The following is a 17,658-nucleotide window of genomic DNA, read 5'->3' on the forward strand; positions in this document are numbered from 1 at the left end:
CGTGATCGCCCGCCGCAAGGACTGGCCCGCCGCGACCGAGCTGCGCGGCATCCAGGCGGCGCTGTCGATGAACATCTCGATGACGCACATTCAGGACGAACTGGCCCAGCAGTCGGCACCGCTGTCGACCGAGCAGCGTCAGCTCGTCAACCAGCACCCGCTGGCCAGCCGCAAGCTGCTGATGCAGCTCGGCGTGAACGACCCCGATTGGCTCGACGCCGTCGCCCAGCACCACGAACAGGCCGACGGACGCGGCTACCCCTATGGGGCGACGCATGTGGGCGTGCTGGCCGACGCCATCCACACCGCCGACGTGTTCGCCGCCAAGCTCAGCCCGCGCATCGGCCGCAGCGGCATGCCCTCGCCGCGCGCGGCGGCCGAGATCTTCAAGCACAGCAGCGCCAGCTACTTCGGCGCCACCATCATTCGCGAGCTGGGCTTGTATCCGCCCGGCTGCCTGGTGCAGCTCTCGACCGGCGAGACCGCCATGGTGCTGCGCCGCACTGCCGACCCGCTGTGCCCGGATGTCGCCCTGCTGACCACCGACGAAGGCCAGATGCTGGCCGAGCCGCACCGCTGCCCCACCGGCCCGTCTCACCAGCGCACGGTGAAGTGCGCGGCCGCCAACCCGGCGCTGGTGGCGCGTTTCGCCGTCGAACACCTATACGGTTGAGTGGCGGTTGAGCGCCCGCTCCTGCCAATTTGTCACCAAGGGTTTCCACCCAAGATCAATCGTTAACCCTTACACTGCCGCCATCGCAATCTTGAAGGGGTTCCTCATGGCCAATCCGGCACTGAAACCGTTTGCTTCCCATGGCAATCTGTTCGGTCAACCCACCGAACGTCAGGCGCTGCAGCGCGAAAAGCTGGGCGTGATGAGCGGGTTCGTGGTGGGCATGCTGGTCGCCGCCGGCACCGTCAGCCCGCATCTGGTCGCCGCCGGCGTGCCCGACATCGGGGCCCACGCGGCCAGCGCGGTGGTCGTGGCCGCCTGCACCTGGGTGGGCTACCGACTCGGCACCGCCGGGCGTCGCGGCGCCTGATACCGGCCGGAGCCGCTCAGCCGCTCAAACGGCGTGCTGCTCCACCACGAAGCTGGCGCCGTCGAACTGCGCCAGCGTCTGCGTGAGCCAGGGCATCACCTCGCGCAACGTGCCCGCCAAGGTATAGGGCGGGTTGTAGACGAACATGCCGCTGCCCGTGAGCCCGAAGCCTTCGGAGTCGGGCTGTTGCACGGTCATGCTCACATGCAGCCAGCTCTTGGGCGCGCACGCCTTGAGCTGTCGCGGCAGCTGCAGCGACTCCCGCCGCGACACCTGCGGATACCACACCATGTAGACCCCCTCGGCGAAGCGCTTGAGGGCGTCGCGCACCGCCTTCACGGTGTGGTCGTAGTCGCTCGCCAATTCGTAAGACGGATCCATCAGCACCGCGGCGCGGCGGCTCACCGGCGGCACCTGCCCCTTGAGCGAGGCAAAGCCGTCGGCTTGCGTGACCTGGGTGTGCTTGTCTTGCCCGAAGTGGCTCGACAGGATGCGGAAGTCGGTCGGGTGCAGCTCGAACAGCCGCAATTCGTCTTGCGGACGCAGCAGCATGTGTTCGAACTCGGGCGAGCCGGGGTAGTGCTGCAACTCGCCCCCCACATTGAAGCCGCGCACGATCTTCACGTAGTCGGCCACGGCCGGGGGCAGATCCTTGCGGTCCCACAGGCGGGCGATGCCGCGCTCGTATTCGCCGCGCTTTTGCGACTCCGGGCTGCGCAGCGAATAACCGCCGGCGCCAGCGTGGGTGTCGATCAACCGATACGGTTTGTCTTTCTGCCCCATGTAGCGCAGCACCTGCACCAGCACGAGGTGCTTGAGAACATCGGCGTGGTTGCCGGCATGAAAGGCGTGGCGATAAGCGAGCATGTGGGGGCGATCAACGAGCCGGCGTGAGCCGTGAGCCTGCATTGTCGCCGCGCCGGCCTGCCGCCCGGTCACACCAAGGTGCTACCGTTGACGGCTGCGCCGGGGCCACCCGGCGCCCCGCCCTGATGGAGTCTGCCTTTGCTCGCCTGGTTCGAACGTCGCGTCCACCCCTTCGAAGACGCGCCCCCCACCATCCCGCCACGCGGTTTCATGGCTTTCGTGTGGCGAGCCACTCAGGGCGTGCGGCCCTACATCGCGGCAATGACGCTGCTCACCGCCTGCGTGGGCGCCTTCGAGGCCCTGCTGTTCAGCGCACTGGGGCGCATCGTTGACGAACTCGGCCACAAACAGGCTGACCGACTGTGGGCGGAAGACGGCCACCGCCTGCTGTTGCTGGCCGGCGTGCTGCTGGCCAGCTCGCTCGTCGTGGCCCTGCACACGGTGTTCAAGCACCAGACGCTGGCGGGCAACTTCCCGATGCTGCTGCGCTGGCGCTTTCACCGCCTGCTGCTGCGCCAGAGCATGCATTTCTTTCAGGACGAATTCGCCGGCCGCATCGCCACCAAGGTCATGCAGACCGCTCTGGCGGTGCGCGACGCGGTGATGATCGTCACCGACATCCTGGTGTTCGTCACGATCTATTTCGTGACGATGAGCGCGGTGGTGGTGCACTTCCACTTCTGGCTGGTGCTGCCCTTCGCCGCCTGGGTGGCCGCCTACATCACGTCGCTGTGGTTCTTCGTGCCGCGCCTGAGCCGTGTGGCCAAGCATCAGGCCGACGCGCGCTCGCTGATGGTCGGCCGCATCACCGATGCCTACACCAACATCAGCACCGTCAAGCTGTTCTCGCACGGGCAGCGCGAGGCCAGCTACGCCCGCAGCGCGATGCAGGACTTCTTGGGCAACGTGCACCAGATGATGCGGCTGGTGAGCGGCATCGAAGTCGTCAACCACACCTTGAGCATGCTGCTGGTACTGAGCACCGCCGGCGTGGCGCTGTGGCTGTGGGCGCGCAACGAGGTGGGTGTAGGCGCGGTGGCCGCCGCCACGGCCATGGCGCTGCGCCTGAACGGCATCTCGCACTGGATCATGTGGGAGATGGCCAACCTCTTCGAGCACATCGGCACCGTGCAGGACGGCATCACCACCCTCACCAAGCCGCATGCCGTGCTCGACGCCCCGCAAGCCGGCGCGTTGACCGTGCAGCAGGGCGACATCCGCTTCGACAACGTGCGCTTCAGCTACGGCGGCGAGCGCGCCGTGATCGACGGGCTCTCGCTGCACATCCAGCCCGGCGAAAAGATCGGCCTAGTCGGCCGCTCGGGCGCGGGCAAGTCGACCATCGTCAACCTGCTGCTGCGCTTTTACGACCTCGACGGCGGTCGCATCCTGATCGACGGGCAGGACATCGCCGGTGTGACACAAGACAGCCTGCGCGCGCAGATCGGCATGGTCACGCAAGACACCTCGCTGCTGCACCGCTCGGTGCGCGACAACATCCTCTACGGCCGCCCCGACGCGACGGAGGCCGACATGATCGCCGCCGCCACCCGCGCCGAGGCGCACGAGTTCATCAGCACGCTCACCGACCCCAAGGGCCGCAGCGGCTACGAAGCGCACGTGGGTGAGCGTGGCGTGAAGCTCTCGGGCGGCCAGCGCCAGCGCATCGCCATCGCCCGCGTGATGCTGAAAGACGCGCCCATCTTGTTGCTCGACGAAGCCACCAGCGCGCTCGACAGCGAGGTCGAAGCGGCCATCCAGGCCAGCCTGTACCGGCTGATGCAAGGCAAGACGGTGGTGGCGATCGCGCACCGGCTGTCGACCATCGCAGCGATGGACCGGCTCATCGTGCTCGACCACGGTCGTATCGTCGAACAAGGCACGCACGCCGAGTTGCTGACGCGCGGCGGCCTCTATGCCCGGTTGTGGGCCCACCAGAGCGGCGGGTTTCTCGGCACCGAGGCCGACGATCAGACCTGAGCGCCGGGGGCCGCGTCGGCGCGGGCACGCAGCCACGCGGCCAGCTCGTCGGCCGGCATGGGTCGGGCAAACAGATAGCCCTGCGCTTCGTCGCACCCGAGATCGGCCAGCAACGCGGCGGACGACTCCGTCTCCACGCCTTCGGCAATCGTCTTGAGACCCATGCTGGCTGCCATCTGGATGATGGCGCGCACGGTGCCGAAGTCGTCGATCGACAGCTTCGCGCCCAAGGCCTTGAGCGCGCTCAGCCGCTCGATGGACTCGCGGTTCATGCGGTCGTCGAAGAATCGATAGGTGTTGCGGCGCTCTTCCACCTCCACGCGCAGGCGCGCATAGGAGTCGCGCACGCTGGTCACGAACGCGGCCTTGTGGATGAAGAAGCAGGCAACGATCTCGTAGGCATGCCCGAGTAGCGAGTAGAGATCGAAAACGTTGCCGTACAAGGTGAGACACAGCTCGGACAAGATCGTGATCCACGCCGCGCCGGCGGTGATGGCGATCACGCCATATTCGGCGGCCAGCTTGAACGGCGTCAGGCCCGCCCCTTCGATGAAGGTGCGCGGCCACCACTGCGGGAACCACGCGGCATGCGATGCGTCGAGCCAGCCGAAGGCCAGCAACACGCGAACCACCACCAGCACCATGCACAGCGCGACGATGATTCGGCCAGGCATCCGCCCCATGGCGCGCGCAGCGACAGACGCATGTTGCGGCGAAGATGGCGTGCGGGACGCTTCGATGGACGGCATGGCGTATTGAATCTGGGGCCGCCCCCGCCCCGGGCTCTTGCGCTCGCCCGGCTGAAACCGTGCCATCACACCCCAGGCATTAAACTCCGGCCCTTGTTTTGGCGACCGAAGTTGAATCTTTCATGGCTGCTGGCTCCACCGGGCAACACCCCGGTTTTTTCGACATCAAAAGTGCCTCGCTGACCCTGGTCGCCGTGGTGCTCAAGACCACCGACCTCGCGGCCCTGGCCGACGAGCTGCAGCAGCGCCTGGGCGCCACGCCCGACGTGTTCGACCAGGAGCCGGTCGTGATCGATTTGGCACACGTGGCGGCCGACGCCACCCCGGTCGACTTCGCCGCGCTGGTGGCGCTGCTGCGTCGCCACCGCATGCTGCCCATCGCCGTGCGTGGCGGCAACGCCGAGCAGACCCTGGCCGCGCAAGAAGCCGGACTGACCGAAGCCGAGGCCGGTGCCGCGCCACGCGGCGAGGTCAAAGAAGTGATCAAGGAAGTGGTGCGCGAGGTGCAGGTCGAAGTGCCGGTGGAGGTGCGCGTCGAAGTACCCGTGTCCACCACCACGCTCATCATCGACAAGCCCGTGCGCTCGGGCCAGCAGGTCTACGCCAAGGGCGGCGACCTCGTCATGCTGGCCGCCGTGAACCCCGGCGCCGAGGTGATCGCCGACGGCAACATCCACGTCTACGCCCCGCTGCGCGGCAAGGCCATCGCCGGGGCCAAGGGCAACACCGCCGCGCGCATCTTCGCGCAGTGCCTGGAGCCCGAGCTCGTGGCCATCGCCGGCACCTACCGAACCACCGAAAACCCGCTGCCGCCCGAAGTCGTGGGCCGTGCCGCGCAAGTTCGCCTCGATGGCGAGCGCCTGGTTTTCGAGGCCATCAAACTCTGAATCTGAACTGAAGGACTGCAACCAATGGCAAAAATCGTCGTGGTGACTTCGGGCAAAGGTGGCGTGGGCAAAACCACCACCAGCGCCAGTTTCTCGTCGGGCCTCGCGCTGCGCGGCCACAAGACCGTGGTGATCGACTTCGACGTCGGCCTGCGCAACCTCGACCTCATCATGGGCTGCGAGCGCCGCGTGGTGTACGACCTCATCAACGTCATCCACGACGAAGCCAAGCTCAGCCAGGCGCTGATCAAGGACAAGCAGTGCGACAACCTCTACGTGCTGGCCGCCTCGCAAACGCGCGACAAGGACGCCCTCACCAAAGAAGGCGTCGAGCGCATCCTCAACGAGCTGGCTGACCAGGGCTTCGAATACATCGTGTGCGACTCGCCCGCCGGCATCGAAACCGGCGCGCTGCTGGCCATGCACTTCGCCGACGAGGCGCTGGTGGTGACCAACCCCGAGGTCTCGTCGGTGCGCGACTCCGACCGCATCCTGGGCATGCTCAACAGCAAGACCAAGCGCGCCATCGAGGGCCTGGAGCCCATCAAGGAGCACCTGCTCATCACGCGCTACAACCCGAATCGCGTCGAAGGCGGGCAGATGCTGTCGCTCGATGACATCCACGAGATCCTGCGCGTCAAGCTGATCGGCGTGATCCCCGAGTCCGAGTCGGTGCTCAATGCGTCGAACCAGGGCGTACCGGCCATCCACCTGCAGGGCACGGACGTGTCCGAGGCCTATCGCGACGTGATCGACCGCTTCCTGGGCGAAGACAAGCCCCTGCGCTTCATCGACGCCGAGAAGCCCGGTTTCTTCAAGCGTCTGTTCGGGAGGTAAGCCATGGGTTTCCTGTCGTTCTTTCTGGGCGAAAAGAAGAGCACGGCCAGTGTGGCCAAGGAGCGGCTGCAGATCATCCTGGCGCACGAGCGCGCCGGGCGCTCGGCGGCCAGTCCGTCCTACCTGCCCGACCTGCAGCGCGAGCTGGTCGCGGTGATCTCGAAGTACGTGTCGATCAACCCCGAGGACATCAAAGTCAACCTGGAGCGCCAGGACGACCTTGAAGTGCTCGAAGTGAAGATCGAGCTGCCCGAAGCCGCTCGCTGACCCAGCGATTCGTGCATGAGTCGTCACCCCGGGTGACGGCCAACCCTGGCTGCGGTGGGGGTTTGGGCCGGGTGCGGGGACAATAGCGGGTTGTTTGCCCACCCCCCTTGCCGTGTCCGCCCACCCCGCCTTCACCCCGCCCCGCGCCAAGCCGCTGACCAGCTATCGCCCGTTCTGGGCCAAGCGCTTCGGCCCCGCGCCCTTCCTGCCCATGAGCCGCGCAGAGATGGACGCGCTGGGCTGGGACAGCTGCGACATCATCATCGTGACGGGCGACGCCTACGTGGACCACCCCAGCTTCGGCATGGCCGTGATCGGCCGCACGCTCGAAGCACAAGGCTTTCGCGTGGGCATCATCGCGCAGCCCGACTGGCACAGCGCCGACCCGTTCAAGGTGCTGGGCAAGCCCAACCTGTTCTTCGGCGTGGCGGCCGGCAACATGGACTCGATGATCAACCGCTACACGGCTGATCGCAAGATCCGCAGCGACGACGCCTACACGCCCGGCGGCGAAGCCGGCAAGCGCCCCGACCGCGCCTCGCTGGTCTACGCGCAGCGCTGCCGCGAGGCGTACCCGGGCGTGCCCATCCTCCTGGGCGGCATCGAGGCCTCGCTGCGCCGCATCGCGCACTACGACTACTGGCAAGACAAGGTGCGCCGCTCCCTCCTGGCCGACGCCAAGGCCGACCTGCTGCTCTACGGCAACGCCGAGCGCGCCATCGTCGAGGTGGCGCACCGCTTGGCGGCTCGCGAGCCCGTCGAGAAGATCACCGACGTGCGCGGCACCGCCTTCATGCGCCGCGACGGCGACGAGTCGGCGCAAGGCTGGTTCGAGATCGACTCGACCGAGGTCGACCTGCCCGGCCGTATCGACGAGCACATCAACCCTTACCAGACCACCTCCGAGCAGGCCAAGGCGCAAGGCAGCACCTGCGCCAAGGACGAGGCGACGAACAACCCCGCGGCCGACGCCGCCCCGGGTGCCGCCACGCCCGACGCGCCCTACCAGACCATCACCTTCGTGCCGCCGCCCAAGCCGCTGGGCAAGATCGTGATGCCGCCACGCGAGCGCACGGTCGTGCGCCTGCCGAGCTTCGAGGCCGTGCAACGCGACCCGGTGCTCTACGCCCACGCCAACCGCGTGCTGCACCTCGAAACCAACCCCGGCAACGCTCGCGCCATGGTGCAGGCGCACGGCGAGCGCGACGTCTGGATCAACCCGCCGCCCGTCCCGCTCACCACGCCCGAGATGGACGCGGTGTTCGACCTGCCCTACGCCCGCTCGCCGCACCCGCGCTACGCCGACGAGAACGGCAGCCATGACGGCGCCACCAAGATCCCGGCCTGGGAGATGATCCGCTTCAGCGTGAACATCATGCGCGGCTGCTTTGGCGGCTGCACCTTCTGCTCGATCACCGAGCACGAGGGCCGCATCATCCAGAGCCGCAGCGAAGACTCGGTGATCCACGAGATCGAGGAGATCCGCGACAAGGTCAAGGGCTTCACCGGCATCATCAGCGACCTCGGCGGCCCCACGGCCAACATGTACCGCCTGGCCTGCAAGAGCCGCGAGATCGAGGCTGCGTGCCGCAAGCCCAGCTGCGTCTACCCCACCATCTGCCAGAACATGGGGACCGACCACACGCACCTGATCCAGCTCTATCGCCGCGCGCGCGGGCTCAAGGGCATCAAGAAGATCCTCATCGGCTCGGGCCTACGCTACGACCTGGCCGTGCAATCGCCCGAGTACATCCGCGAGCTGGTGACGCACCACGTGGGCGGCTATTTGAAGATCGCGCCCGAGCACACCGAGGAAGGGCCGCTCTCAAAGATGATGAAGCCCGGCATCGGCACCTACGACCGCTTCAAGCAGCTCTTCGAGCTCTACAGCGAGCAGGCGGGCAAGAAGCAGTTCCTCATCCCGTACTTCATCGCGGCCCACCCGGGCACCAGCGACGAAGACATGATGAACCTCGCGATCTGGCTCAAGCGCAACGGCTTCCGGGCCGATCAGGTGCAGACCTTCTATCCAAGCCCGATGGCCTCGGCGACGGCGATGTACCACTCGGGCCGCAACCCGCTGAGCCGCGTGTCGCGCAGCCACAAGATCAGCGAACCGGTGGACGTGGTCAAGGGCGACCGCCGCCGTCGCCTGCACAAGGCCTTCCTGCGCTACCACGACCCCAACAACTGGCCGCTGCTGCGCGAGGCGCTGAAAGAAATGGGCCGCGCCGACCTGATCGGCAACGGCAAGCAGCACCTGATCCCGACCTTCCAGCCCGCCACCGACGGCAGCTACGAGAGCGCGCGGCGCAAGAACTCGACGCCCTCTTCTTGCTCGCGCAAATCCAGCCCTACGGCAGGCGTCGCCAAAGGCCGGATCCTGACGCAGCACACCGGCTTGCCGCCGCGCGAAACGGGCAGCCGCCCCTCGGCCAACAAGTCCGGCAAGACCGCGTCATCGACCGGCCGATCAACGGCCCAGCCACGCGGCACGGGCCGACCGGCGACTCGCAAGAAATAACAGGCCGATCGGCGCCGTAGCGCCGCCTGAGCGCGCACCGCTGTGGCGTGGCTCGCTCAGCCCAGCGCCTGGGTCAGCAACTCGGCCACGAGCGCGTTGAGGTCACCGCCCTGGGACTCGGCGCGCTCGCGCAGTTTTTGCGCCAGCTCGGTCGGCAGCTTGCAGGCAAACGGCACCAGGCCGGCTGCGGCGTCGCGGCGACGCTGCTCCTTGCGGTCCACCACCTCACCCGCGCCTTGCGCGAAGCGGCCGGGCACCGCCGCGCCTTTGCGCTGGCCGTCGATCTTGAGTTGCATCTGGCGGGCGAGGTCTTCTCTTTTCAGGCTCATGATGGTTCGCTGAACGGGTCGGTGAATGGATCAGTGCTGCGCGTCGAACTGGTCGGCGTTCTTGCCCTTGAAAGGCGCGTAGAAGGCCTTGATGGCCTGCATGTCTTTCTCGATGTCGCCCGTGGGGTGGATCACCGGCCCCAGGCCCGTGACCTTGCGCGAGTAGTCCATGTAGGCCAGCACGATGGGCACCTTGGCGGTGAGGGCGATGTAGTAGAAGCCGGTCTTCCAGTAGCGCACCTTGCTGCGCGTGCCTTCGGGCGGCACGATGAGTTGCAAGGTGCCTTCGGCAGCCACCAGCGCCTCGGCCGAGGCGGCCACCATGTTGGTCGATTTTTCGCGGTTGACGGCGATGCCGCCCATCCAGCGCATCAGCGGGCCGAAGGGCGGCTTGAAGATCGATTGCTTGCCCATCCAGTAGGGCTTGAGCCCCAGCACGAAGGCCGCCATCAGCGTGTACGGCAGGTCCCAGTTGCTGGTGTGGGGCGCGGCGATCATCACGCACTTGGGCGTGTTGGGCGGCAAGGCACCCTCGACCTTCCAGCCATTCAATTTCAAGAAGAGTTTCGACGCCGCCCGCAAGCAGGTGTTGACGACAGGCGTGTCGAAAAGAGTGTGGTGCATCGAGCAGCTTTCAGCAGAAAACAAGGGTCCGGGGTGCCGGCAATGAGCACCTGAGCCGCGTGTTCGGCCGAAGTGACAACAGGGCTGGATTATTTCAGACCGCGCTCAGGTCATGGCCGCGTCGATCTGTTCGAGCTCGCGGCGCCAGGCGTCGGCGCCGGCCGTGCGCGGCAGCAGCAGCACCAGGGCGCAACCAGGCCGCACGCGGATCGGGCGGATCACCAGTTGCGCGTCGCCCACCGTGGCGGTGGTTTCGCTGACCATGCGGCCGAGCGCCAACGCGTCGCCTGCCCGTGCCACGGCCATGAGCAAGGCATGCGCCTGCTGTGCCAGATCGTTGGCCGGCACGCTGCCGCCATGCGCCTCGATGGCGCGCGTGGCGACGTTGAAGATGCAGGCGCCGAGCGCCTCGGTGCGCCCGGCCACGAGCGTCAAGTATTCGGCCGCGCTCAAAGGCTGAGGTTGCGCTGGCGCCGCCACAGGCCGCGCGGGTGCCGCTGGGCGCGACACCACCGGCATCGGCGTCGGCCCCAGGTTGATGCGCGCGATCATCGGCACCTGCGGCATGCTCATTTGCGCGGCTTCGCGGTTCCAGTACGAGGCCAGCAAGGCCCAGCCCGCCGTGATCGCGTTGGTGGCCGGCGCGACCTCGATGTGCGCGCCGCCCACATGCTGCAGGGCCTGCACGTCCTGCTGCAGACGCGGCGAGCGCGCCTGCGGCAGCACCAGCATCGAGACCCCGGCACCGTGGCGGCTCAGCAGGTCGTCGCGCAGACAGGCGTAGGCCAGCGTGGCGACCTGCTCGGGCAGCTCCTCGGCCAGCAGGGCGTTGGACATGGCCGAGGCGAGCAACTGACGGCGGATGGCGATCCGCACGCCGGACTCGGCTTCGGCGTCGGACGCGTAGATGCGCAAGGCGCGCTGGTTCTGCGCGGGGCAGTCGATGTAGTGCAGCGAGGCCAGCGTGGTGCCGAAGCCTTGCCGGCGAATGTGCAGGCGTCGCAAGGGCCAGCCTGACGCCTGAGACAGCGCGGCCAGATAGTCGCGCGATTTGCCGGTGCCCAAGTCGTGCAGCGCGAGAAACGGCGTCACGCCCAGCTCGAAGTGCTGCCGCAGCGCCTCGGCCGGGTCGCACACGACAAACAGCTCGCGCACATGCTCGGACACCTTCTTGCCCAGGTCGCGGCCTTCGCTGGCCTCGCTGGCGCTGTGATCCATGATCTCGGTGGCCAGTTGGGTGGCCTCGGACCACGGGTCAGCCGGCTCTTGAGAACGGTCGGTGGGCTGCATCGCGATTCCCTGGTTTGCCCTGGCCCTGCGCCAAGTTGTTTCAAGATGCTAGCAGCGCAGTGTGACGGCCACATCCCACACCCATGGGAGACGCGCGACCAGCCTGAGCCACAAATCGCGCTGTCACGTGGCAAACGTCACGGAGCACGTATGCTCTTGACCATACGCGGCCCAGCCCCGCGCGACAACTCGGAGAGCTCAACCATGCGCTACGTCGTTTTCAATCAAAAGGGTGGCGTCGGCAAGTCCACCATCACCTGCAACCTGGCGGCCATCAGCGCCGCGCAAGGCCTGCGTACCCTGGTGGTCGATCTCGACCCGCAGGGCAACTCCACGCACTACCTGCTGGGCGACAGCGCCGACGAGTCGGCCCCCAACCTCGCCGAGTTCTTCGAGCAGACGCTCAAGTTCACCGCCCGCCCCAAGGCAACCAGCGAGTTCGCCCAGGCCACGCCGTTCGAGAACCTGCATGTGCTGCCCTCGTCGCCGGCGCTCGACGATCTGCACGCCAAGCTGGAATCGCGCTACAAGATCTACAAGCTGCGCGAGGCGCTCGATGAGCTGGCCGCCGACTACGACCGCATCTACATCGACACCCCGCCCGCGCTGAACTTCTACACGCGCTCGGCGCTGATCGCCGCCAACGGCTGCCTGATCCCGTTCGATTGCGACGACTTCTCGCGCCGCGCGCTCTACGCCTTGCTCGAAAACGTGCAGGAGATCCAGGCCGACCACAACGACCAGCTCGAAGTGAAGGGCATCGTGGTCAACCAGTTCCAGCCGCGCGCCAACCTGCCGCAAAAGCTGGTGCAGGAGCTGATCGACGAAGGCCTGCCGGTGCTGCAGCCCTACCTGAGCGCCTCGGTGAAGATCAAGGAATCGCACCAGCAGGCCAAGCCCATGGTGCACATGGAGCCGCGCCACAAGGTGACCAGCGAATTCGTGGCCCTGCACGAGGCGCTGGGCGCGTTGAGTCAGACAAGCCAGGCCTCGGCCAGCAAGGCCCGCAAGCAGCGCGGCCGGGTCTGAGCCCCCGCCCCGATCACGCCCGGATGCAGTCGCTGCTGCTCAAGAAAACCCGCGCCCAGCCTCATGAGCTGGGCGCGGTGCTGTGGGCCTTCGTCTACTTCTTCGCGCTGCTGGCCGGCTACTACGTGCTGCGCCCGCTGCGCGATGAAATGGGCATGCAGATCGGCGCCGCCAAGCTGCAAGAGAGCTTCACCGGCGTGTTCCTGACCATGCTGGCCGTGGCGCCGCTGTTCGGCTGGCTCAACCAGCGCGTGGCGCGGCGCACGCTGCTGCCCTGGCTGTATGGCTTCTTCATCGTCAACCTGCTGGGCTTCTACACCGTGCTGGAAGCCCGGGGCGAACAAGGCCCGCTGGTGGCGCGCGCCTTCTTCGTCTGGGTCAGCGTGTTCAACCTGTTCGCCATCTCGGTGTTCTGGAGCTTCATGGCCGACCTGTTCACCACCGAGCAGGCCAAGCGGCTCTACGGCTTCATCGCGGCAGGCGGCACGCTGGGCGCGCTGACTGGCCCGCTCATCACCGCCGGCCTGGTCACGCTGCTGGGGCCCAAGCATCTGGTGCTGGTGTCGGCGGGTTTGCTGGGCGTGGTCATCCTGGCGATCTTTCGCCTGCGGGCCTGGGCGCTGCGGTGGAGCGTGCAGCACCATGTGGTGCGAGACGAAAGCAAGGGCAAAGGCGAAACCGAAGTGCTGCGCGGCAGCATCTGGAGCGGCCTGATCGACGTGGCCCGCTCGCCCTACCTGCGCGGCATCTGCTGGTTCTTGCTGAGCTACGCGCTGCTGTCGACCTTCTTGTACTTTCAATCAGCCGACCTGCTGCCCAAGCACGTGAGTGGCAGCGGCGAGCGCACCCGGCTGCTGGCGCAGGTGGACTGGCTGGTCAACCTGATCGCGTTGCTGTTTCAGCTGCTGGCCTTCAACCGCGTGATCGAGCGGCTGGGCATTCGCTTCACGCTGGCTGCCATGCCGGCGGTGTCGCTGGTGGGCTATGCCTTGCTGGCCGTGCACCCGGTCATCCCGGTGCTGGTTGGCTTCGGCGTGTTGCGCCGCGCTGGCGAATACGCCTTGAGCAAACCGGGCCGCGAGACGCTGTTCAACGTGCTGCCGCCCGACCAGAAGTACAAGGCCAAGAACGTGATCGACACCCTGGTGCACCGCACGGGTGACACCGCCTCGGCCTGGGTGTACAGCAGCCTGCGTGCGCTGGGCCTGGGCAGCGCGCAGATCTCGTGGGTGGCGGTGCCGGTGGCGGCCGCCTGGCTGGTGGTCTCGCTGCGGCTGGGCCGTCAGGCGCAGGCGCTGCAGGGCGAGCTCAAGCCGAACGCACCGTGATCGTCACACCGGCGAGCTGCACCACCTGACCCCCGCGGATCTTGCAGGTCTTGCGCAGCTCGGTCTGGCCGTCCACCTGCACCTCGCCAGCGGCCACCAGGGCCTTGGCCGCGCCGCCGCTGTCGGCCACGCCGGCGGCCTTGAGCAGGGAGTCGAGCGGGATGAATTCGCCGCGCAGTTCAAAATCGAGGGTTTGTTGAGAGCTCATGGGGCCGCTACTCTACTCGCCCCGTCACCCGCCCCATGCCCACGTCATTGAAGTACCTGCAAGGCTACCCCGAGCACCTGCTGGCCCAGGTGCAACAGCTGATTGCCGACAACCGCCTCGGCGCGATGCTGGCCAAGCGCTACCCCGAGCGCCACGACGTGCGTACCGACAAGGCGCTGTTCGACTACACCGCCGAGCTGAAAGCCCGCCATCTGCGCAACGCCGAGCCGCTGAGCAAGGTGCTGTACGACAACAAGCTGAAGGTGATCTCGCACGCGCTGGGCACGCACACGGCCGTGTCGCGCGTGCAAGGCGGCAAGCTGAAAGCCAAACGCGAGATCCGCGTGGCCAGCCTGTTCAAGGAAGCGCCCGCCGAGTTCTTGAAGATGATCGTGGTGCACGAGCTGGCGCACCTCAAGGAGCGCGAGCACAACAAGGCCTTCTACCAGCTGTGCGCCCATATGGAGCCGGACTACCACCAGCTCGAATTCGACCTGCGCCTGTACCTGACGCTGCTCGACCAGCCCGACTCGGCGTCGGCCTGATCGGCCCCGGGTCGACCTTACTTGCCCCGACTCAGCCGCTTGGCGTTGGCCACGGCGCGGCGGTGGAGCGGGTCCACCCCCTGCTCGATCACGCTCAGCATCGAGTGCTGCGCCTGCGTCTGCAACTGCTGCAAGGGTTCGACCGGCCCGGCCGCCCAGGCCCACGGGTTGCACCAGGTTTGCAGCACCGACGTCATCAACTGCTGCTGCGCCTGCAGGGCCTGCGTCGACATCGCCAACCAGGACTCGGCAAACGCTTCGACCTTCTCGGTGCCCATGCGCAGGAATTCGCGCTGGTCGTTGGCGCTGGGCACCGCCCCGGCTGACAGCAGACGCGCCACGCGGTGGGCCACCACCTGCGGCGCAGCCAACGAGAGTTCAGACGCTTTGGTGCCGACGCGAGCGGCCTTTTTGTGCAGGGTGCGGGTCATGAGGGCGATTGTGAGGGGTGAACGTTGCGAGTGCTCTGCCGACTCACGCATCAATCGTGCCCGCCCGTCGCGCAACCGCGTCAACTGCCCAAATGGTCACGCTTGCCGAGTTGTCCGGCACACTGTGGGTCTTCGCACAAGAAAGACGCCACCGATGGCCATTCAATGGTTCCCCGGTCACATGAAAGTGACCAAGAACGCCATCACCGAACGCATCAAAGCGATTGACGTGGTGATCGAGCTGCTCGACGCCCGCCTGCCCGGCTCCAGCGCCAACCCGATGCTGGCGCAACTCACCGGCAAGCGGCCCAAGCTCAAAGTGCTCAACAAGCAAGACCTGGCCGACCCGGCGCGCACCGCCGAGTGGCTGGCCTGGTACAACGCCCAGCCCGCCACCCAGGCCATAGGCCTCGACGCCAGCGAAAAGACCCCGGCCTTGCGCCTGGTCGCCGCCTGCCGCCAGCTCGCCCCCAACCGGGGCGGCATGGACAAGCCCTTGCGTTTGCTGATCTGCGGCATCCCGAACGTGGGCAAGTCCACGCTGATGAACACCCTGGCCGGCCGCAAGGCCGCCAAGACGGGCGACGAAGCGGGCGTGACGCGCGTCGAGCAGCGCATCAACCTCGCCAGCGACTGCTACCTCTACGACACACCCGGCATGCTGTGGCCGAAGATCATCGTCGAGAAAGGCGGCTACCACCTCGCCGCCAGCGGCGCCGTGGGCCGCAACGCCTACGACGACGAAGAAGTGGCGCTGGAGCTGATCAACAGCGTCAAGGGGCACTACGCCGACTTGCTGGCCGCCCGCTACAAGCTCGACGAGGTCGACACCATCGCCACCCGGCACGACGACGAGCTGCTCGCCGAGATCGGCCGCAAGCGCGGCGCGGTGATGAGCGGTGGACGCGTCAACCTGGCCAAGGCCGCCGAGATCGTCATCAACGACTTTCGCAGCGCCGCGATGGGCCCCATCACGCTCGAATCGCCCAGCGAATTCGCCGCCTGGCTGGCCGCCGCCAAGGTCGTCGAGGCCGAGCGCGCGCGTGAACGGGCTGAGCGCAACAAGCAGCGCCGAGGGGCGCCGAACCGCGCGCCGCGTTAACCCCCGCCCGCTCTGCGCCCAGCATGCCCCCATGCACCTGCGGATCGCGCCACACCCCTCGCCCATCGGCACCCTGCTGATCGTCACCGACGATCAAGCGCAGCTGCGCGCACTCGACTTCGATGACCGCGAAGCCGACATGCGGAAATGGCTGCGACTGCACTACGGCGCCGTCACGCTCCCCCCTGGTGAAACACCCCGCGCCACGCTGCATGCGCTCGACGCCTACTTTGCCGGTGATCTGGCGGCCATCGACGCCCTGCCCGTGGCCACCGGCGGAACGCCGTTTCAACGAGAGGTGTGGGCCGCGCTGCGCGCCATCCCGGCGGGCCGCACCCTGGGCTACGGCGAGCTGGCCGCGCAACTCGGGCGCCCCGGTGCCAGCCGCGCGGTGGGCCTGGCCAACAACGCCAACCCGGTCTCGATCGTCGTGCCCTGCCACCGCGTGATCGGCAAACAAGGTGCGCTCACGGGCTACGGCGGTGGCCTGCCGCGCAAGCGCTGGCTGCTCGAACACGAAAGCCGCCACACGAGCGATGCCCCCCAGCGTCGCCTGATCTTCTAGGCCCCCACCATCGGCGTCAACGGGCCGCCGGCAGCAGGCGCTGCACCAGCGGGTGCGCCACCTTCTTCTCGGCCGCGATGGCGTAGAAATGCTCGGCCACCTCGTCGCTGCGCCCGACTTGCCGCACCCCATAGCGCGACGTCAGCAGATCGCTCACCAGCTCTGCCGCCGGAAACACCCCCATGCCGCCGGCGCCAAACGTCTTGAGCAGGGCGCTGTCTTCAAACTCGCCGACCACCATCGGGCGCACGCCGATCTTGTCGAACCACTGATCGATGCGCGCCCGCACGGCCGCATGCGCGGTGGGCAACAACACCGGCACGCTCGCCAACGATTGCGGGAACCCCCGCTCCGCCGCCTCGGCCCAGACCGGAGGCGCCCACCAGGCCAGCACCGATTCGCCCAGGCGGTGGCTGTAGACCTTCATCGTCGGCTGCGCCGGCGCCGCCCGATCGGCCAGCACGACATCGAGCCGGTGCAACACGAGGTCGGCCATCAGGCGCTCGTACTCGTCCACGTGGCACAGCAGCCGCAGCTGCGGCTCGGCCAGCACCGGCTCCAGCAGACGCTGCACCGCCAGCTTGGGCAGGCCGTCAAACACGCCCACGGCCAAGCGCACGCCGGGTCGCTGCCCCGCGTCGCGCACCAGGCCGGGCAACTGCTCGCCCAGCTGAAAGATCTGGTCGGCCTGCCGCAAGGCGGCCTGCCCCGCCTCGGTCAGCACCACCCCGCGCCCGGCCGGCTTGAGCAAAGCGCAACCGAGCGCGCGCTCCAGCTCGCGCACCTGCGCGCTCACCGTCTGCACCGCCATGCCCAGCCGCTCGGCGCCACGGGCGATCCCGCCCTCGTGCGCCACGACCCAGAAGTAGTACAGGTGACGGTAGTTGAAGCTCTGATTCATCCAGCCTCCACGGGCACAACGCCAAATATTCAGTTTTTATCTGAATGAAATTCATTGAATGTCTGCTTTTTAAAGACTACCTGAATCTCTAAGCTGACGTCCACCTCCGCTCAACGACGCGGGGATCTTGCTCAACTGCTGCTGGAGTCCCT

The 17,658-nt window shown here is 67.3% G+C and carries 20 protein-coding genes; 12 read left to right on the forward strand and 8 right to left on the reverse strand.

The window, feature by feature from the left end; genetic code table 11:
* A partial coding sequence (locus tag ACE3SS_RS03750; RefSeq protein WP_374591491.1) for an HD-GYP domain-containing protein occupies positions 1–673 on the forward strand: 673 nt, incomplete at its 5' end.
* 106 nt (positions 674–779) lie between these two features.
* Entirely contained in the window at positions 780–1,043 is a 264-nt protein-coding gene (locus ACE3SS_RS03755) for a hypothetical protein (protein ID WP_374591493.1), read from the forward strand.
* A 24-nt stretch (positions 1,044–1,067) separates the two neighbouring features.
* On the opposite strand, the gene ACE3SS_RS03760 is transcribed toward ACE3SS_RS03755, so the two are convergent.
* Complete coding sequence (locus ACE3SS_RS03760) at positions 1,068–1,910, reverse strand: 23S rRNA (adenine(2030)-N(6))-methyltransferase RlmJ (RefSeq protein WP_374591495.1); 843 nt, start codon at positions 1,908–1,910, stop codon at positions 1,068–1,070.
* A 138-nt stretch (positions 1,911–2,048) separates the two neighbouring features.
* Here ACE3SS_RS03760 and ACE3SS_RS03765 point away from each other — a divergent pair, with 138 nt between their 5' ends.
* A complete protein-coding gene (locus ACE3SS_RS03765) occupies positions 2,049–3,890 on the forward strand; it encodes an ABC transporter ATP-binding protein (RefSeq protein WP_374591497.1) in 1,842 nt (613 codons plus the stop codon).
* Here ACE3SS_RS03765 and ACE3SS_RS03770 read toward each other — a convergent pair.
* Positions 3,881–4,639, reverse strand: coding sequence for an MASE3 domain-containing protein (locus ACE3SS_RS03770; RefSeq protein ID WP_374591499.1), 759 nt, complete (start codon positions 4,637–4,639; stop codon positions 3,881–3,883). The two genes, ACE3SS_RS03765 and ACE3SS_RS03770, sit on opposite strands and share 10 nt — an antisense overlap.
* A 122-nt stretch (positions 4,640–4,761) precedes the next feature.
* Between ACE3SS_RS03770 and minC the strand changes: the two genes are divergently transcribed.
* The 4 genes from minC to ACE3SS_RS03790 all read left to right on the forward strand — a co-directional run bounded on the left by minC (position 4,762) and on the right by ACE3SS_RS03790 (position 9,154).
* Positions 4,762–5,526, forward strand: coding sequence for a septum site-determining protein MinC (minC, locus tag ACE3SS_RS03775; protein ID WP_374591501.1), 765 nt, complete (start codon positions 4,762–4,764; stop codon positions 5,524–5,526).
* 24 nt (positions 5,527–5,550) lie between these two features.
* On the forward strand, positions 5,551–6,363 hold the full coding sequence (gene minD / locus ACE3SS_RS03780) for a septum site-determining protein MinD (protein WP_374591503.1): 813 nt from the start codon (positions 5,551–5,553) through the stop codon (positions 6,361–6,363).
* A 3-nt stretch (positions 6,364–6,366) separates the two neighbouring features.
* Entirely contained in the window at positions 6,367–6,630 is a 264-nt protein-coding gene (minE, locus tag ACE3SS_RS03785) for a cell division topological specificity factor MinE (protein WP_374591505.1), read from the forward strand.
* A 226-nt stretch (positions 6,631–6,856) separates the two neighbouring features.
* Positions 6,857–9,154, forward strand: a complete 2,298-nt coding sequence (locus tag ACE3SS_RS03790; RefSeq protein WP_374591599.1) for a YgiQ family radical SAM protein — start codon at positions 6,857–6,859, stop codon at positions 9,152–9,154.
* Positions 9,155–9,210: 56 nt separating this feature from the next.
* Here the strand turns inward: ACE3SS_RS03790 and ACE3SS_RS03795 are convergent, their stop codons facing one another.
* From ACE3SS_RS03795 to ACE3SS_RS03805, 3 genes are all read right to left on the reverse strand, one after another.
* Positions 9,211–9,483: a hypothetical protein gene (locus tag ACE3SS_RS03795; RefSeq protein ID WP_374591507.1), complete on the reverse strand. Its 273-nt coding sequence runs from the start codon at positions 9,481–9,483 to the stop codon at positions 9,211–9,213.
* Positions 9,484–9,513: 30 nt separating this feature from the next.
* The gene (locus tag ACE3SS_RS03800) at positions 9,514–10,107 is read right to left on the reverse strand and encodes a lysophospholipid acyltransferase family protein (protein ID WP_374591509.1); all 594 of its coding nucleotides are present in this window, start codon (positions 10,105–10,107) and stop codon (positions 9,514–9,516) included.
* A 105-nt stretch (positions 10,108–10,212) separates the two neighbouring features.
* Positions 10,213–11,397, reverse strand: a complete 1,185-nt coding sequence (locus ACE3SS_RS03805; RefSeq protein WP_374591511.1) for a hypothetical protein — start codon at positions 11,395–11,397, stop codon at positions 10,213–10,215.
* Between the two features lie 204 nt (positions 11,398–11,601).
* Between ACE3SS_RS03805 and ACE3SS_RS03810 the strand changes: the two genes are divergently transcribed.
* Positions 11,602–12,426, forward strand: a complete 825-nt coding sequence (locus ACE3SS_RS03810; RefSeq protein WP_374591513.1) for a ParA family protein — start codon at positions 11,602–11,604, stop codon at positions 12,424–12,426.
* Positions 12,427–12,449: 23 nt separating this feature from the next.
* Complete coding sequence (locus ACE3SS_RS03815) at positions 12,450–13,754, forward strand: NTP/NDP exchange transporter (RefSeq protein ID WP_374591515.1); 1,305 nt, start codon at positions 12,450–12,452, stop codon at positions 13,752–13,754.
* Here the strand turns inward: ACE3SS_RS03815 and ACE3SS_RS03820 are convergent.
* Positions 13,735–13,962, reverse strand: a complete 228-nt coding sequence (locus ACE3SS_RS03820; protein ID WP_374591517.1) for an RNA-binding S4 domain-containing protein — start codon at positions 13,960–13,962, stop codon at positions 13,735–13,737. The genes ACE3SS_RS03815 and ACE3SS_RS03820 overlap by 20 nt on opposite strands.
* A gap of 35 nt (positions 13,963–13,997) precedes the next feature.
* Between ACE3SS_RS03820 and ACE3SS_RS03825 the strand changes: the two genes are divergently transcribed.
* Entirely contained in the window at positions 13,998–14,507 is a 510-nt protein-coding gene (locus tag ACE3SS_RS03825; protein WP_374591519.1) for a M48 family metallopeptidase, read from the forward strand.
* 17 nt (positions 14,508–14,524) lie between these two features.
* On the opposite strand, the gene ACE3SS_RS03830 is transcribed toward ACE3SS_RS03825, so the two are convergent.
* Positions 14,525–14,938 (reverse strand): polyhydroxyalkanoate granule-associated phasin, encoded by a 414-nt coding sequence (locus tag ACE3SS_RS03830; RefSeq protein WP_374591521.1) that lies wholly within the window; start codon positions 14,936–14,938, stop codon positions 14,525–14,527.
* Positions 14,939–15,092: 154 nt separating this feature from the next.
* Here ACE3SS_RS03830 and ylqF point away from each other — a divergent pair, with 154 nt between their 5' ends.
* Together ylqF and ogt are read left to right on the forward strand one after the other, a co-directional pair.
* Positions 15,093–16,040: a ribosome biogenesis GTPase YlqF gene (gene ylqF / locus ACE3SS_RS03835; RefSeq protein ID WP_374591523.1), complete on the forward strand. Its 948-nt coding sequence runs from the start codon at positions 15,093–15,095 to the stop codon at positions 16,038–16,040.
* A gap of 31 nt (positions 16,041–16,071) precedes the next feature.
* Positions 16,072–16,605 (forward strand): methylated-DNA--[protein]-cysteine S-methyltransferase, encoded by a 534-nt coding sequence (ogt, locus tag ACE3SS_RS03840; protein WP_374591525.1) that lies wholly within the window; start codon positions 16,072–16,074, stop codon positions 16,603–16,605.
* Between the two features lie 16 nt (positions 16,606–16,621).
* Here the strand turns inward: ogt and ACE3SS_RS03845 are convergent, their stop codons facing one another.
* Complete coding sequence (locus ACE3SS_RS03845) at positions 16,622–17,506, reverse strand: LysR family transcriptional regulator (RefSeq protein WP_374591527.1); 885 nt, start codon at positions 17,504–17,506, stop codon at positions 16,622–16,624.
* Positions 17,507–17,658: the final 152 nt, after the last annotated feature.

Source organism: Aquabacterium sp. (assembly GCF_041915145.1).
Lineage (GTDB): Bacteria > Pseudomonadota > Gammaproteobacteria > Burkholderiales > Burkholderiaceae_C > Aquabacterium.